The sequence below is a fragment of the uncultured Chitinophaga sp. genome, from assembly GCF_902168175.1.
Classification (GTDB): domain Bacteria; phylum Bacteroidota; class Bacteroidia; order Chitinophagales; family Chitinophagaceae; genus Chitinophaga.
In genome coordinates this window covers 73,044-89,374 of record NZ_CABHOU010000072.1, presented here as the reverse complement: position 1 = coordinate 89,374, position 16,331 = coordinate 73,044, and the positions used below count along the sequence as shown (strand labels likewise).

The 16,331-nt window shown below is 49.0% G+C and carries 11 protein-coding genes; 9 read left to right on the top strand and 2 right to left on the bottom strand.

Translation table 11 applies throughout. The features are described 5' to 3' along the window. Positions 1-41: 41 nt before the first annotated feature. The 6 genes from QZT80_RS15345 to QZT80_RS15320 all read left to right on the top strand — a co-directional run bounded on the left by QZT80_RS15345 (position 42) and on the right by QZT80_RS15320 (position 11,232). Entirely contained in the window at positions 42-773 is a 732-nt protein-coding gene (locus QZT80_RS15345) for an SDR family oxidoreductase (RefSeq protein WP_295123646.1), read from the top strand. Further along, complete coding sequence (locus QZT80_RS15340; RefSeq protein ID WP_295123643.1) at positions 773-1,366, top strand: HAD family hydrolase; 594 nt, start codon at positions 773-775, stop codon at positions 1,364-1,366. Before QZT80_RS15345 ends, QZT80_RS15340 begins: the two co-directional genes overlap by 1 nt. A gap of 140 nt (positions 1,367-1,506) precedes the next feature. Beyond that, positions 1,507-3,036, top strand: a complete 1,530-nt coding sequence (locus QZT80_RS15335; protein ID WP_295123640.1) for a patatin-like phospholipase family protein — start codon at positions 1,507-1,509, stop codon at positions 3,034-3,036. Positions 3,037-3,053: 17 nt separating this feature from the next. Continuing rightward, the gene (locus QZT80_RS15330; RefSeq protein WP_295123637.1) at positions 3,054-3,689 is read left to right on the top strand and encodes a hypothetical protein; all 636 of its coding nucleotides are present in this window, start codon (positions 3,054-3,056) and stop codon (positions 3,687-3,689) included. A 34-nt stretch (positions 3,690-3,723) separates the two neighbouring features. Continuing rightward, the gene (locus QZT80_RS15325) at positions 3,724-5,493 is read left to right on the top strand and encodes an ABC transporter transmembrane domain-containing protein (RefSeq protein WP_295123634.1); all 1,770 of its coding nucleotides are present in this window, start codon (positions 3,724-3,726) and stop codon (positions 5,491-5,493) included. Between the two features lie 423 nt (positions 5,494-5,916). Then, positions 5,917-11,232 carry an AAA domain-containing protein gene (locus QZT80_RS15320; protein ID WP_295123631.1) on the top strand — a complete coding sequence of 1,772 codons (5,316 nt, stop codon included), beginning with the start codon at positions 5,917-5,919 and terminating at the stop codon, positions 11,230-11,232. Positions 11,233-11,413: 181 nt separating this feature from the next. Here QZT80_RS15320 and QZT80_RS15315 read toward each other — a convergent pair whose 3' ends face one another. Next, positions 11,414-12,778, bottom strand: a complete 1,365-nt coding sequence (locus tag QZT80_RS15315) for an exonuclease domain-containing protein (protein WP_295123629.1) — start codon at positions 12,776-12,778, stop codon at positions 11,414-11,416. A gap of 172 nt (positions 12,779-12,950) precedes the next feature. On the opposite strand from QZT80_RS15315, the gene QZT80_RS15310 reads away from it, so the two are divergent. The 3 genes from QZT80_RS15310 to QZT80_RS15300 all read left to right on the top strand — a co-directional run bounded on the left by QZT80_RS15310 (position 12,951) and on the right by QZT80_RS15300 (position 15,685). Further along, entirely contained in the window at positions 12,951-14,141 is a 1,191-nt protein-coding gene (locus QZT80_RS15310) for a tetratricopeptide repeat protein (protein ID WP_295123626.1), read from the top strand. Positions 14,142-14,295: 154 nt separating this feature from the next. Next, complete coding sequence (locus QZT80_RS15305; RefSeq protein ID WP_295123623.1) at positions 14,296-14,877, top strand: hypothetical protein; 582 nt, start codon at positions 14,296-14,298, stop codon at positions 14,875-14,877. Between the two features lie 184 nt (positions 14,878-15,061). Continuing rightward, positions 15,062-15,685, top strand: a complete 624-nt coding sequence (locus tag QZT80_RS15300) for a hypothetical protein (protein ID WP_295123621.1) — start codon at positions 15,062-15,064, stop codon at positions 15,683-15,685. Positions 15,686-15,773: 88 nt separating this feature from the next. Here QZT80_RS15300 and QZT80_RS15295 read toward each other — a convergent pair whose 3' ends face one another. Further along, positions 15,774-16,238, bottom strand: a complete 465-nt coding sequence (locus QZT80_RS15295) for a peptidylprolyl isomerase (RefSeq protein WP_295123618.1) — start codon at positions 16,236-16,238, stop codon at positions 15,774-15,776. Between the last annotated feature and the right edge of the window lie 93 nt (positions 16,239-16,331).

Below are 16,331 nucleotides of genomic sequence, written 5' to 3'. Positions count from 1 at the left end.
AGAGACAGGTTATTCTGACAAACAACTAGATTATACTATTTATGCCTACAGTTCTTATACTGGGCGCAGGTTCCGACATGGCAGTTGCCGTTGCCCGGAAATTTGCCAAACAGAAATATGACCTTCAGCTTGCAGGCCGCAATGTGAGCCTGCTCGAAGCACTTAAAAATGATCTCAACATCCGTTATGGTGTAAACACCGAAGCTGTAGCCTTTGATGCGCTCGACTTTGCTTCCCATACCGGTTTCTATAATTCCCTGGCCGTTAAGCCCGACATTACCATTTGCGTATTCGGTTACCTCGGCGACCAGGAGAAAGGTCAGGCTGACTGGACCGAAGCCGCCCGTATTTTACATACCAACTATACCGGCGCTGTATCTATATTAAATGTAGTAGCAGAAGATTATGCGGCAAAGAAACAGGGTTTGATCGTGGGCATCAGCTCCGTGGCAGGCGAGCGGGGCAGGCAGAGCAACTACTTGTACGGCAGTGCCAAGGCAGGTTTTACCGCTTACCTTTCCGGCTTACGTAACCGTTTGTTCCACCAGGGCGTGCATGTGTTAAGCGTACAGCCAGGTTTCGTAGCTACCCGCATGACCGAGAACCTGCAACTGCCGGGCCTTTTAACCGCAAAGCCAGAGCAGGTGGCCGAGGATATTTACAAAGCCGTCAACAAGAAAAAGAACACCATTTATACTAAGTGGTTCTGGCGTTACATCATGCTTATCATCAAGAGCGTTCCGGAATTTATGTTTAAAAAACTGAAGCTCTGATGAATAACATAGCTTTTTTCGATTTCGACGGTACCATCACCACCAAAGACACACTTTGGGAGATCATCCGTTTCCAGAAAGGCACCCCTGCCCTGTTTGCCGGCTGGCTGGTGATGTCGCCCGTACTGGTCATGTTTAAATTAAAGATGATATCGAACCAGCGGACCAAAGAATTGATGCTGAAATACCATTTTGGAGGCACCAGTTTACAGGAATTTCAGCAGCGATGTGATGTTTTTTGTAAAGAAACGTTATCTTCCATGATACGACCCGGTGCAAAAGCCGAAATAGCCAAACACCAGGCTGAGGGCACAAGGGTAATTGTGGTAACCGCGTCCGCAGAAAACTGGGTAGCACCCTGGTGTAAAGAGATGGGCATAGAATGCATAGGCTCTAAACTGGCCGTACAAGATGGTAAAATAACGGGCATGCTCACAGGTCTTAACTGCAACGGCGACGAAAAGGTTTGTCGCATAGAAGCAGCAGTAGACTTAAAAGCATACGGGAAAATTTACGCCTATGGCGACAGCAGCGGTGATAAACAGATGCTGGCCATTGCGCAGGAACCCAACTTCCGCCCGTTCAGGAATTAGTACGTTTTGTTCTGATAGATAAGTAAGGGGCGCCTTGGTGAAGGCGGCCCCTTTTTTTATGGTGATACTCCCCCGCCCCTAACCCGCTATTTATCAGCATAATTCCCTATCTTACAAATAGATAAACACCCCCAAAGACTATGAACACATCCCCAAAACCCACGTCTGAAAAGACGATGGCATTAAGCGCTTTTACAGAGCATTCCGACGTGAAAGCGGTGTTGCAGCAACTACGTGCCCGTTTCGAGGACCGCAACAATCCACAACCTAATTTCGATAAGCTGGTAGTGAGCGACACGCTCGATGCCAATGGCCACCAATATGTACACCTGGTACAGGAAGGCGGCGGCGTACTGGGCGTGGCCCTGGTGGGTTATACTTATGTGCTGGAGCAGGCAGGCATTCGTTTTATGCGATTGGCCGGCACCAGTGCAGGTGCTATTAATACGGCCATGATGGCCGTGATCGGGAAAAAGGAAGACCCCAAATCGGAAAAGGTGCTGGATTATCTCTGTAATAAAAACCTGTTCGACTTTGTAGACGGACATCCGTTTGCGAAGCGGGTGATCAGCAAAGTGATCACACAGAAAAACTACTTTAAAAATGTAAAGAAGCTGATCACCAATACCCTGCTGGCGTTGGCTGGACTCATCATGCTGAACATCATCTGTATAGGTTTAAAGAACTCGCCGGTGTTTTCACTGATCGGCAAGTTCAGTTTTGTGTTTACGGGCATGCTGGTCGTGAGTGTGCTGGTAGGCCTGCTTTATTTTAATATGCTGTTGAAACGGTTTAAGGACAGGGGGTTCGGCGTTAATCCCGGCAAGGATTTCCAGGACTGGGTGCGGGATATTATGCAGAAGAACGGCGTTGAAACCGTGTCCGACTTCGTGGCCAAAGCCAGCGCACCACCTCCCGGTTTACATTTGCGGAATGGTAAAAACGATGGTACATCATTGAAAGACCTGGGGCCGGATGTAACACTGATCACCTCTGATATTGTTACACAAAACAAGATAGAGTTCCCGAAGATGTGGGAGTTGTTTACGACAGATGAAAAGACGTTGCACCCGGCACAGTTTGTACGGGCATCGATGTCGATCCCCATCTTTTTTGAATCATCCGTGATACAGGACATTCCTCGCAACGAGCCGCAGATACAGGAGAAGTGGATGAAACACCTGCTTACCGAACCCGCCGATATTCCCAGTGCCGTGCGGTTTGTAGATGGCGGTATACTTTCCAACTTCCCCATCAACATCTTTTACAATCCAAAAATAGAAATACCGCGCCTGCCCACGTTTGGTATAGACCTGGACGATGTAGACCCTAAAGACAAAGAAAAGGACAAGGCCAATACCGGCAGCATGGGACTCGGTAGCTTTATGGGGCGCATGTTTAACACCATCCGTTACTATTACGATAAAGACTTTTTACTGAAGAACAGCCTGTTCAAAAAAGGCATTGGCCGCATAGAAGTATATGAGTTCAACTGGCTCGACTTCGCCATCAGCGATGAGAAAAAAGTAGCCTTGTTCGTGAAAGGCGCGCAGGCTGCAGGCCAGTTCCTGCAAGGCTTTGACTGGGATGCATACAAGGCCGACCGGAAAGATGCCTTCGAGAAACTGAACAAAGTAAAACCTATTCTCCAAACCTTAACCGTAGCCTAATGATTTGCACACCTTGCATGACCTCGAACCTCTGGTTTTACTTCGCCATCTGTTTTACGGTGTTCCTGTTTACCACCTACATTATGGCCAGGGTCGCGAAACACTTTTGTATGAATAAAGCCGGCGCCAATGTTCCGTTCAGCATTATGGACCTCGAACTGCCTTTATCAGAAAGAGAGTTAGTGAACATCATACTCACTATGCCAGGTAACGCCAGGCGTGCCGTAAAACACCACCTGAACGTGGACTACCTGTTTATGGCAGCCGTATATCCCGGTATAGCCCTGCTTTGCGGTATCGCGGCTAATAAAATGGACCATATAGGGAAGTGGTTTTTCTGGCTGCTGGCCGCCCTGCAGGTCGTTCCCTGGCTGTTTGATGTGCTCGAGAACATTTACCTGGCGGGTAAACTGCGTAACCCGGTAGTGAACGAGCAAAACCCTAAGGCCTTTACCAGCTTCGTCTGGCGGGTGCAGGTCAAGTTTATTACAGCACTGGCCGGGGCTATATGTGCGGTATTTGCGTTGCTGTACTACTGGCTTACGGCCGACTTTAATCCGGATACACCGTGGTACCTGCTCGTGATGCTGGTAGAGCTGATCATATTCATTGTGGTGATGAATATTTCAGGAAAAAAGAAGGTTATGGCATAAAATATCTAGGTTTGCGGTTCGTCTACAGAAAAATATGGAACAAGCTGCTAAAAAACCACGTGTAACTGCCTCGGGATTAAAGAAGATTGCAAGGTTATATCAATATGCCAAACCACACCGCTGGCTGTTTGCGCTGGGTATGTTGATGCTTTTCCTGTCGAGCAGCGCTACCCTGCTGTTCCCGAAATTACTCGGCAACTTGGTGGATGCCGGGCAAAAGGGCAACATCATGGAGCACATCAATACCACTGGCGCCATGCTGGTAGGCGTATTGGTGGCCCAGGCCATACTCTCCTTCTTCCGGATCAATATATTTGTAACCGTTACCGAAAAATCACTGGCTTCTTTACGCCAGGCTACTTATAGTCACCTCATCAGGCTACCGATGAAGTTCTTTGCCGAACGTCGCGTAGGAGAACTGAACAGCCGCATTTCCGCAGATATTGCCCAGTTACAGGATACGTTTACCACTACCCTGGCCGAATTCATCCGCCAGATCATTATGATCGTGGGCGGTATAGTGCTGCTGGGTATTACCAGCTGGAAACTGACCCTGTTTATGCTGGCCATCATCCCGGTTATTTCCATAGTGGCCGTGATATTTGGTAAGTCGATTCGCCGCTTTTCCAAAGAAGCGCAGGCGCAGGTGGCCGATTCCAATACTATCGTTGAGGAAACACTCCAGGGCATATTTAACGTAAAAGCCTTTGCAAATGAGCTTTTTGAGATAGGCCGTTATAAAAAGAAAACCGACGATGTAGCCAAAACCGGCATTCGCGTAGGTAAATACCAGGGCGTTTTCACTTCCTTTATCATTCTCGGTTTGTTCGGCGCCATGGTGGCCGTTATATGGCGCGGGGCCATACTGATGGCTAACCATGAACTGGAAACTGGCCAGCTTTTCAGTTTTGTGATCTACACCGGTTTCATTGGCGGCTCCATTAGCGGACTGGCTGAAATATACTCCCGTATACAGAAAAGCATAGGCGCTACGGAAAACCTGCTGGAAATACTGGACGAGCCGGTGGAAATTCTTTCACTTACCGCAGACGTAAGGCAACCGATCACCGGGGCGCTTAGCTTCGATGAAGTGAGCTTCCGTTACCCTTCGCGTAAAGATATATCCGTGCTGAACGATGTAACGTTTGATGTGCAGGCAGGCTGGCAGGTAGCCCTGGTAGGCCCGAGCGGCGCAGGTAAGTCCACCGTTGTTTCCCTGCTGCTGCGTTTTTACGATCCGGTAAGCGGCAGTATTAGTTTCGATGGCAAACCAGCTTCCAGCTTCGATTTAACCGACCTTCGCCGCCAGATGGCCGTAGTGCCGCAGGATGTCTTCCTGTTCGGTGGCACCATTCGCGAAAACATTGCGTACGGCGACACCAATGCTCCTGAAGGCTCCATCATCGCCGCTGCCCGCCAGGCCAACGCCTGGGACTTCATCCAGGCCTTCCCCGAAGGACTGGATACCGTGGTAGGCGAACGTGGCGTACAACTCTCCGGCGGACAACGCCAGCGCATCGCCATTGCCCGCGCTGTACTCAAAGACCCACGCATCCTCATCCTCGACGAAGCCACTTCTGCCCTCGACTCCGAATCGGAACGCCTGGTGCAGGATGCCCTCGAAAAACTGATGAAAGGCCGTACCTCCATCGTAATCGCCCACCGTTTATCGACCATCCGCAACTCCGACCTCATTCTCGTACTGGACAAAGGCCGCATAGTAGAAGGTGGTACACATGAAGAGCTGATGATGAAGGAAGAAGGCTTGTATAAAGGGTTGGGGGAATTACAGTTTTTAGGATAAATTTCATCATACCCATCCTATATCGATCCTTTACCCATCCTATATCCATTTCCGCTGAAACCCGCCATGGTGGTGACGGCGAATATAGGATCGATATAGGATGGATATAGGATTGATAAACAAATCCCCTACCAGCAACGATCTAACCCTGCGTCAACAATTTGCCATATAAAATCAACAATTTGCCTAACAGAAACGCCTCCCCGGTGTCGTATCTTTGCCCTGTTGATCTGCCTTACTATAGCTGAAGGGAGTGACACAACGGCGGCTGAACAGAATTACTGCCGCCGGATACCAATCACCCTTTAAAAACGTTAATAGTGGAGCAACTGGAAGCGCAGAAAAACCTAATATATTCATTTACTGCCCGTTAGCAATTTCCCCGCCCAGATACTCCTTTAAACCATATTTTTACGCTTTCGCATGGCAATTATGACACAAACATTCAGGCAATTTTTGATTACCGCTTTTGAGCATGGCGATTACACGACAGACGATGTGATTGCAGGCGTGCTACCACTGTTCAGGACCGTATTAAAGATCCATGAAGAAGAGCTGACGGCGCCTTTCCAGCGGGAAGAAGCTTTGATTGCCAACGGGCAGGAGCTTTCCGTGAATATGGAAATGGCTTTACCGCCACAGTTCAATATTCCAGCCCTCGCAGCGCTTACAAACTCGCAGTCGCCGCACTTTGAAGTGGTAGACAAAGTGAAAGTAACGGACGATACGATGGTGAGCCTGCGTATACAAACCGATCTGCAACTACCGGTGAAACATCCGGCCTATATACCTGGTTACCAGAGCTATGAAATGCTGCTGCAACACCACGACGAACAAACGGACATTTTCTGCCTTGGACTGGTGTTAGGTAGTGTGGCGATGGGTCTTGACCTGTACGACGAAAAAGACCTGGCGCTGTTTGTGAGTCACCGCTCCCACCCGAGTCGTTATAAACCCAAAATACACCCTGCCATCGGCACCCTCATTACCGAAATGACGGAGCTGGACAGGAAAAAACGCACCCAGGATTTATACGAAGCCATTCACCGCCTGGAACATTACCGCGACTTCGACCCGGAGAAACAACTCGACCTCGCCGAAGTAGCAGGTTGGGTGCATCAGGCGCGTAACGAGCGGAATGATTTTATCCTGAATAAACTGCGCAACCGCTTATTCGACACCAGTCGCCGCAACCGGCTTTTGTACTATAAATCCAACGCCCGTTTCATTAACCTTACTATCAGCAGTGTGCCCATGGTACTGCATTACCAGAGCATAAGGCCGCAGCTGCTGTTTACCTGGAACGAGGAAATTGCAGATAAGGTAAAAGGGATGAAAGAGATGGCGCTGAACAAATACCTGCGTTTCGAAGATCATCCTTACCTGCCCGCAGCGCTGAACAAAATACGGGTAGAAGCGCAACACGACATCCAGGAATTTGGCTTCTCGCAGTTGAAACTCGTTATCGCTTTCCTGAACTGGCACAACCTGCGCGACGAGGCGGACGAACGTATACAAAGTCCGCTGCTGCTGATTCCCGTAGAGTTGAAGAAGAAGAAAAGCGTTACAGAAGATCAGTACATCCTGAAAGTAAATGCCAACGAAGCAGAAGTAAACCCGGTACTGGCCAACTTCCTGCACGAACTATACGGCATCAGACTACCCGATTATGTAGACCTCGACGAGATGAGCCTGGAGCAGTTTTACCAGTTGCTGCAGGTACAGATAGAAGGTGCCAATCGCGGCATCGTATTACAATACGCCGATAAACCACGTATTAATCTCGTGTACAGGGAAGCGCGGCAAACCGTGAACCAATACCTGAAAAGACTGAACAAACCTGGTATTCCGGCAGAGAGTAAGGCTTTGGTGGTGCCTGTTACGGACGAAGAGGCACCGCAACTGATTACCGACCCCGTTACAGAGAAGGAGATGTTTACCATGGCGCAAACAGAGAGTAATCCCTATCGCTGGGACTTCGATGTATGCAACATTGTACTGGGTAACTTCAACTATAAAAAAATGAGCCTGGTGCGCGATTACAACCAGGTAATGGACCAGCAGGTAACACACCAGGTGTTTGACAAGCTGTTTAACGCGCAGCCCAAACCCTTGCAGGAAGCACCGGCAGACGCCCCTCCGCCCTCAGAATGGTTCCATGTAATCAACGCCGATCCCACCCAAACCCGCGCCATTTCACAAGCCCGCAGCGGGGAAAGTTATATTATCCAGGGTCCTCCGGGAACAGGTAAAAGTCAGACCATTACCAACCTCGTGGCCGACTTCGTAGCCCGTGGCAAAACAGTGTTGTTCGTATGTGAGAAACGCGCCGCACTGGATGTGGTATATCACCGTTTAAAGCAGCAGGGGCTGGATGAATTGTGCTGTTACATACATGATAGTCAGGGCGACAAACGTTCGTTTATACGCAACCTGAAAGCCACTTACGAAGACTTTTTGCAGAAGAAGATGGACCTGCACAGCATTAACCTGAAAAGGAGCGCGCTGCTGCACAATTTGCAGGAACAACTGGGGCTGCTGGAGCAATACCACACCACCAATGCGGGTGAGCAGGAAGTAGCAGGCATCAGCGTACACAACCTGATAGAAAAAGTAATAGCCATGCGGCCTTTGTTGCAAAACATGCAGGCAAAGGAGGAAGAGATGATCCCGCATTACCAGCACTGGCAACAGTTTGGACAGGTAATAGAGCAACTGGGTAAAGCGCTGGAAGACAGCGGCGCCTCCGCTGCTTTTTCCGAACATCCTATCAGTCAGTTGAACGAGCAGGTGTTTACATCGCCACAACCCCATCACCTGTTAGAAAAACTGCTGCAACAAACGCAACAACTGCTCGATGTAGTGGTGCGGGTGGTTGAAGAAAACAACATAGACGCCACGTATGGCGGCAGTATAGAAGGTATCAGGCAACTGATATTACACGCCACCCTCCTGCTGCCACTGGCAGAAACGAACAACCTTGAACTCGTTGATCCGGCTAATGCGGCCGCGCAGCAATTTGACCAGCAGGTAGTACAGTACAAACTGGCGCAGCAGGCCCAGGCAGCGATAGAAGCACAGAACAGTAACTGGAAACGCAAGTTTAGTCAGCAGGACACGCTGAACGCTTTACAGGTAGCACAGCAGCAGGAAACAGCGTTCTTCCGCTTCCTGAACAGCGGCTGGCGTAAACTGAAGAAGCAACTGGAAGATACTTACGACTTCTCCCAACACCTAGTTAAACCTGCTTACAGCACTATACTCGAGCAACTGAAAGCCGAATACGAATCGGCCGACCGGGTGAATGAACTGAACCGCCAGTTGCAACAGCAATACCGGATCGACAATCTCGAAATGACGCGGCTGAGTATAGAACGGATGCGTACCAAACTCGACGACCGCTCTTTACAATACCTGCTGAAACACCCCGAACCATCGCGGGTAGTAAAGCAGCTCGCAGGTTTACATGAAACGTTGCACAAGCTTGATTTACAGTTGCGTCAATGTTTACAGGACCCGAACCGCGAGTCGGTGCAGGAGTTGCTCGACGACCTGGAGAACATCAGCATCAACACCGATTCGTTAGACGACCTGTTACCTGCGCTGGGCAACTATGTAAACATGCCCGATGGTATGAAACACGCTGTACGCCGCATGCCATTTACACCAGAACAACTGGAAGCGAACATGGCGCATAAAACGCTGCGGCATATTTACCAGTACAATAAAAGTTTTGCCAATACAGATAGCCTGGCCATAGAGAAAGCAGCGGGTGAAATCAAACATTGTTACAAACAGCTATTGAAGCTGAATGCAGACTGTATAAGGGCGAACATCCGCCAGCAGTTCCAGCAGCATGTGGAGATCAGCAACAGGGCCTTATCGCAGTTAACCGACGAAGAGCAGGACTTTAAAAAGGAGTATAACGAAGGAAGGAAAATACTGGAGAACGAGTTCTCCAAAAGCATGCGTTACAAGAGCATCCGGGAGTTAGCCGAGAAAGAGAGTGGTTTGGTATTAAAAGATTTAAAACCAGTTTGGCTGATGAGTCCTTTGAGTGTAAGTGATAGTCTGCCACTGGACATCTCCTTCTTTGACGCCGTGATATTCGACGAGGCCAGCCAGATAACACTGGAAGAAGGTGTACCTACGCTCTATCGTGCGCCACAGGCCATTATTGTAGGCGACGAAAAACAAATGCCTCCCACCGACTTCTTCGCCGCTAAAACCGGCGATCCGGACGACCTGGAGGTACCTGATGAAGAAGATGAAAATGATATTTTAAGTGCAGATGCAGACAGTTTGTTAGTACAGGGCGCACGTAAAATGCATAGCGTAATGTTAGGATGGCACTACCGCAGTGTGTACGAAACGCTGATCAGTTACAGCAACCACGCATTTTATGATGCAAGCCTGCTGACAATTCCCGACCGCTCCATTCATCACAGTGAGAAAACGCCGATAGTCAGTAACGAAGCAGCCGATGCAGCGCAGCACGCCCCCGCCCTGTTCGACCGTAGCATTAGTTACCACTACATTTCACAGGGACAATATGTAAAACGGAGCAACGTCGGCGAGGCCGAATACATTGCAGAAATGGTAAGGTCCCTGCTAAAGCAGCAGGCCCGCGAAAGCATAGGCATTGTAGCCTTTAGCCAGGAGCAGCAACACGCGATAGAATCCGCGCTGGACAAACTTGCGGAGAAAGACCGTGAATTTGCGCAGTTACTTGAAGAGGCGCAGGAACGTACAGATGACGACCAGTTTACCGGCCTGTTCGTAAAAAACCTGGAGAATGTGCAGGGCGACGAGCGCGACATCATTATCCTCAGCATTTGTTACGCACCCGATAAGCGTGGTAAGATGTCGATGAACTTCGGCCCGATCAATAAAAAAGGCGGAGAGAAACGACTGAACGTGATATTCAGTCGTGCGCGCAGGCACATGGCCGTGGTAAGCAGTATCCGTCATAACCAGATCACGAACGAGTACAATGCGGGCGCCAATTACTTTAAACGTTTCCTGCACTATTCCGACAATGTTAGCAGTGGCAATATGCAACAGGCACGGCAGATACTGGACGGTTTGTTGCCGCAGAAGTTCCAGCACAAACAACGTGCAGGCGATACCGTGATCAGGCAGCAGATCCGCCACCAGTTAGAACAACGCGGTTACACCGTAGCAGAGCAGGTAGGCCAATCCGGCTTCCGTTGCTCACTGGCCGTAAAAACCAATGCGGACGATACTGCATACACCTTAAGCGTGATCATCGACGATGATAGTTATTACAGCAATCCCGATGTGATAGAGCAATACTACCAACGCCCTGCCCTGCTGGAGAATGCGGGCTGGCGCACCATTACGGTATATGCAAAAGACTGGTTACATCAACCACAGCGTGTAATGGATGCGATATTGAAGAAACTGCAACATATTAAGGAAGATGCACCGGTAGCAGTAAAACCCGCCCCGCAAAGTCTTTTCCCCGAAGCACCTCCGGCACCGGTTACCTCCGGCGCATACGATGCGCTTATCTTTAGGCGGTTTACGCAAAGCGGCCGTTTCTGGGAAGTGGCCACCGAGGGTGCAAAACTGATTATCCGTAGTGGGAAGAATGGGGCTAAGGGCCAGGTGCAGGTGAAGACGTTGGCGGGCGGGCAGGCGGCCGTGGCGGGAATGGCGAAGTTGATGGAGGATAAGGTGAAGGAAGGATGGGAAGAAGATAAGCAAGACGACTGAGTTTGAAGGCCTGGTGATACCGGGCCTTTTTATTGCCTGGCTTGGCGGTGTATACACCGCACCTTCTAATAGCTGAAGTACGATTCATGCCGTAAAACTCTTCATCACCACGCCCCAACAGCTCCCCAAACATAAAAAAGGCGCGGTGTATACACCGCACCTTCCAATATCTCAGCGCCGTTTAAGCCGTCAAACTCGCCATCCCCTTCGTCACCGCATACTGCTTAATCAAATTCAGTATATACTCATTCTCCGGGTAAGGCGTCAGGTAGTCCTTCAACATATCTATATTCGTAATAGCGACATCGCGGGTTAAGTAGCCCATGCCATAAAACCGGCCTTTTTCCATCAGGATACAACTCTGTTCGCCCACCCCACGACCGTTGCCCATGATAACATAGGATGGCTGCTCTTCCTGAAGATGTTTAATAGCTTCCAGTACCCGGCTGTTGTACACTTCCGGTGCCTCTCGTTTCTCGCAGGCGCCGTTACAGGTATGATCTTCAAGCCCCGCGCATTCGGGAGCGGTTTGCAGGAAACAGAGTTTTGGACAAAGACTGAACCTGGTTACCAGCGATTTAAGGCGGTTACGGCCATCGAGCAGCAAGTTAAAGCTATGCAACGGCAGCGTGTGTTTACGGCGTTTTTCAATAGCCAGGCGCAGATACCCTTCCTGGTCTTCGAACAGGTAAAAGCCGAAGCGGGCCTCGAAACGTTTTTGTGAATAGTTATAGGCAGGCCACAGGCGTTTGATTTCAACCGACTCCAGGATGAAAGCCATCAGTTCTGTGCCGGTAGATTCAAAGCTGATACTGTGGATGTTGCGCAGGAACTCCTGGCGCTGGCGGCCGGCATTATTACCCGTAAAGTGGCTGTTCACCCGTTTACTGATATTCTTCGCCTTGCCCACGTAAATCACCTTGCCCTTTTCATCGTGGAAGTAATAAACGCCTGGCATACCGGGCAGTTTGGTTACCTGTTCTACGGAAAGGTTAGGCGGCAGGAAGTGTTCTTTGGAGCTGGGCTTCAATGCAGTGGCTATAGCGCCCTTTTCATCCGCCTCCACCAACATGGCAAACAGTTTAGCCGTAGCCTCTGCATCGCCGCCCGCACGGTGCCGGTTAATAAGCGGCACGTTCAGCGAACGGCACAGGTTACCTAAACTATACGACGGCAACCCGGGAAATATCTTCCGGCTTAGCCTTACAGTACATAACTTCCTGGTATTGAGATCGTACCCGTAATGCCCCAGATGGAACTTCAGGAAAGAATAATCAAAGTTTACATGATGAGCCACAAAGATGTGGTCTTTCAGGAAGGCGTGGATCTCTGCCGCTACGTCCTCAAAATAAGGCGCGTCGGCCACCAGTTCGTTGGTGATGCCGGTAAGGGCCGTAATATAAGTGGGGATTTTTACACCGGGATTGATCAGGGTCTGGTACTGGTCCACAACCCTTATGCCGTCCGAAATGAAAATAGCCACCTCCGTTATACCGCTGGCACTGGCATGCCCTCCCGTTGTTTCTATATCGACTATTGCATACATGGGACGGCAAATATACCCATCTTCCTAATTCTGGAAAATACTGATCTTTCTCTTTTCAATATCATATATATTATATATTTTTAACATTATATTGGGTATGGAAAAACCGTTTTTACGCATCTTATGCGTAAATTAACGTTAGCGTGATATTGTTTAGCCTAAACCGATCCCTATGACGATTGTGATGACCTTTACAGTAATTTACCTGTTGATTGTAATTATCAATCCTATTACGACGTTTTTCCACGAATTGGGCCATGCTATACCCATGCTGTTGTTTTCAAAAGAGGGAAATGTGGAAGTGTTCATTGGCTCCTTTGGCGACTATGAAAAATCGCTGAAGGTAAGGATGGGGCGATTGCATTGTTATATTAAACTCACACCCCTGCTCATCATGAAACCAGCGGGTATTTGCCGGGGGGCGAAAGCAGAGAGCAGCTATGCGCACCAGCTTGTCATACTTTACGGCGGTGCCTTTTTCTCTCTCCTGCTGGCCACAGGGTCGTTATTCTTTGTATTAAAGTATAATCATGATGCGCCTTTAAGGCTGATCGGTTTTACCGTACTCGCCTTCTCTCTCATCGACCTGGTAATGAACCTGGTGCCGCGTAGCATAAAGGATAAGAAAGGTAAGATACTGTACAACGATGGTTATATGATCCTTTTCACCATACGCACCCGTAAGTTCCATAAGAACATTACCAGCGCGTTCCGGTTTTACAGCCAGGAGAATTATCGCGATGCGGCTCATGAGCTGAATTACATCATTGAAAATGGTTTTTGTAATGAAATCCTGCTCCGGGCCCTTTGCAGTTCGTTGTTACTGGATAAAAAGCACGATGAGGCCGCAGCCTGCCTGGAAAGGTTAGGTAAAATATCTTCATTTGATGCCACTGACCACTTTCATGCAGGCTACCTCGCCAGTCACAACAACGATGCAACCCAGGCCATGAACCACTACCGCCTGGCACTGGACGCCGACCCGGATAATGCAGTGGTACTGAATAATCTTGGTTATGAGTTAGCGGAAAGAGGCGAGTATGAAGAGGCCAGTGTATACTTGCAAAAGGCCATTGACCTGGCGCCAAAACTCGCTTATGCGTACGATAACCGTGGTTACGCGCACCTGATGCTGGAGCAGCTGGAAGAAGGCCGCCTGCTTATCAGTTACAGCCTGGAACTAGACCCGGCTAACGCTTACGCCTATCGGAACCTTGGTATCTATCACTTAAAAACAAAACAGTTCGCCAGCGCCATTGCCTTCTTTAATAAAGCCATACAACTCAATCCCGATACGCCCCGCGCAAAAAACTATTTAGAACAGGCCTGGATGATGGCCACTTCGCAACAACAGTTACAATAACACACACCGCTACATACCAACCGCTCAGTTTATTGCGTAAATACTAATTTCCATTTCTCAGTATAACTACTGAAGGCATAGTTGTTCTCTCCTGTTACTTTTGCATCGCATTAAACGGAAAACACTTAAAACCTCAAATATTAATTCCTGAAACATGAAAGTAAATTTCAAGCGCATGACGCTGGCAGCAGCATTCGTTGTTGGCTTATCAACCCCAAAAGTACAAGCCCAGTTAAAAGGTGGCGAAAACCTGGTGAATGTTGGTCTCGGTTTTGGCTCTGCCTACAGCTATGCCTCTGGCTACAAGGGCTTCCCTGCCGTGAGCGTATCATTTGAACGGGTGATCCCTAAACAGCTGGGGCCTGGTTTGCTGGCTGTTGGTGGTATTATTACCCGCCGCAGCATTGCCCACAAATTCAAAGGTTACGACGGCGAAGGTGTAGACTACGATTACAAGAACCGTTATACAAACACGGTTGTAGGTGTACGCGGTACTTACCATTGGGAACAACTAAACACTGAAAAGTATGATGTTTACGGCGGTGTGCAAACGGGGCTTCGTTTCGAGAACTACAAGTCGAAATGGGAAGATGAAACGATCAAAGACAAATACACGCACTTCTATGGTAGCGTAATTGTTGGTGGTCGTTACTACTTCACCAGCAACCTGTCTGCCTTCGCAGAACTGGGTTACGACGTAACCTGGACCAAAATAGGTATCAGTGCAAAATTCTAAATAAAGGCCGGGATATTCCCGGGAACGCCATCCCCGTTTATTTCCCCCAAAGAGAAATGCCGCTTCCCTGTGAGGCGGCATTTTTGTATATATGCCCCCTCTGCTGCATAGTTGGTACGTAATTGGCACCGGTATCGTCAGCAGGATGACTGTTGTCATCTATCCACAAACGAAAACCCTTTTTATGAAACGTACTTTAACCTATATTATATGCAGCCTGTTCCTTTGCCTACAGGCAAGCGCGCAGGATTGGCATGAAGAGTTAAGCAAAGACATCAAAACTTTCGATAATTCCACCTCTGTAAGTGTATGGCAGGAAACTGCGGATAAGATCTCTAAGATGGCGAACGAGCATCCTGAAGAGTGGCTGCTGCAGTACTATGCCGGCTGGGGATATACGCAGGCCTCATTTAAAGCTGATAATGCAGAATCATTATCGAACAAGGCGGAGGCGTATGTAAAAAAGGCGCTGCAAATGCAGCCCACGCATTCCGAAACACTTACCCTCATGGCTTACTGGCTAAGCGCCAGGATCAATGCACAAAACAGTCGTGGTGTAACCTTGGCAAAACAAAGCCGTAAGTACGCACAACAGGCCATAGAAGCTAATCCGGCTAACCCAAGGGCCTACCTGGTGAAGGCACTGGTAATTTATCATACGCCTGCAATGTTCGGTGGGGGTAAACAAAAGGCAAAACCGGTGGTGGAACAAACGGCGGAGAAGTATGCTTCATTTAAACCGAGGTCTCCGCTGGACCCCGATTGGGGAGAAGATATATACCAGGAGCTTGCTAAAAAATACCAGTAATTATTTATAGCGTGCCGTTTAAAAGGATGATCTATAGAAAAGTCCCGGTTGTAATGACCGGGACTTTCCGTTTTTATCGATAATTAGTTTATGCTTTTACTTCACCGGCCATGATCTCGGCCGGAGTTGCATCCCTTACACCCAGCACTTTTGCCTGTATGTGCAGGGTTTTACCTGCCCATGGGTCGTTTCCGTCGAGGTACACAGTATCGTCATCGACAGCGGTAACGATCCATCCGCCTTCTTCATCGCCAAGCGTAATGATCTCCCCAGGTTCAAGCGGAGCATCGCCTACTTCGAGGTCCTGCAGGCGCAGGGTGCGGATGAGGTTATCCACCCGCTGGCCGAAAGCCTCTTCGGGCGGCAACTTTACATTTACCGTTTCGCCCGGCGTTTTGCCTTCGAGTGCTTTTTCCAGGCCCGTCAGGAGTTTATTAGTGCCCTGGATATACGATACGGGCCCCATGCCGTCGTTGCTGTCCAGCAGGTTGCCCTGACTGTCTTTTATAGAGTAATCGATGGTGACCACTTTGCCTTTGGCAGCTGTTATCATGTTACGTGTACAATTGAGGCGGCAAAAGTACGATTTAATCAATTCCTGCCGCCGTACAATCAAAATATAGGCAGTTCAATCAGCAAATCCGGC

Bases quoted from the DNA above. Each gene is read 5' to 3' on its own strand.
- QZT80_RS15300 (WP_295123621.1), top strand. From the start codon at position 15,062: ATGAAACGTACTTTAACCTATATTATATGCAGCCTGTTCCTTTGCCTA.
- QZT80_RS15345 (WP_295123646.1), top strand. From the start codon at position 42: ATGCCTACAGTTCTTATACTGGGCGCAGGTTCCGACATGGCAGTTGCC.
- QZT80_RS15320 (WP_295123631.1), top strand. From the start codon at position 5,917: ATGGCAATTATGACACAAACATTCAGGCAATTTTTGATTACCGCTTTT.
- QZT80_RS15295 (WP_295123618.1), bottom strand. From the start codon at position 16,238: ATGATAACAGCTGCCAAAGGCAAAGTGGTCACCATCGATTACTCTATA.
- QZT80_RS15330 (WP_295123637.1), top strand. From the start codon at position 3,054: ATGACCTCGAACCTCTGGTTTTACTTCGCCATCTGTTTTACGGTGTTC.
- QZT80_RS15315 (WP_295123629.1), bottom strand. From the start codon at position 12,778: ATGTATGCAATAGTCGATATAGAAACAACGGGAGGGCATGCCAGTGCC.
- QZT80_RS15310 (WP_295123626.1), top strand. From the start codon at position 12,951: ATGACGATTGTGATGACCTTTACAGTAATTTACCTGTTGATTGTAATT.
- QZT80_RS15340 (WP_295123643.1), top strand. From the start codon at position 773: ATGAATAACATAGCTTTTTTCGATTTCGACGGTACCATCACCACCAAA.
- QZT80_RS15305 (WP_295123623.1), top strand. From the start codon at position 14,296: ATGAAAGTAAATTTCAAGCGCATGACGCTGGCAGCAGCATTCGTTGTT.
- QZT80_RS15335 (WP_295123640.1), top strand. From the start codon at position 1,507: ATGAACACATCCCCAAAACCCACGTCTGAAAAGACGATGGCATTAAGC.
- QZT80_RS15325 (WP_295123634.1), top strand. From the start codon at position 3,724: ATGGAACAAGCTGCTAAAAAACCACGTGTAACTGCCTCGGGATTAAAG.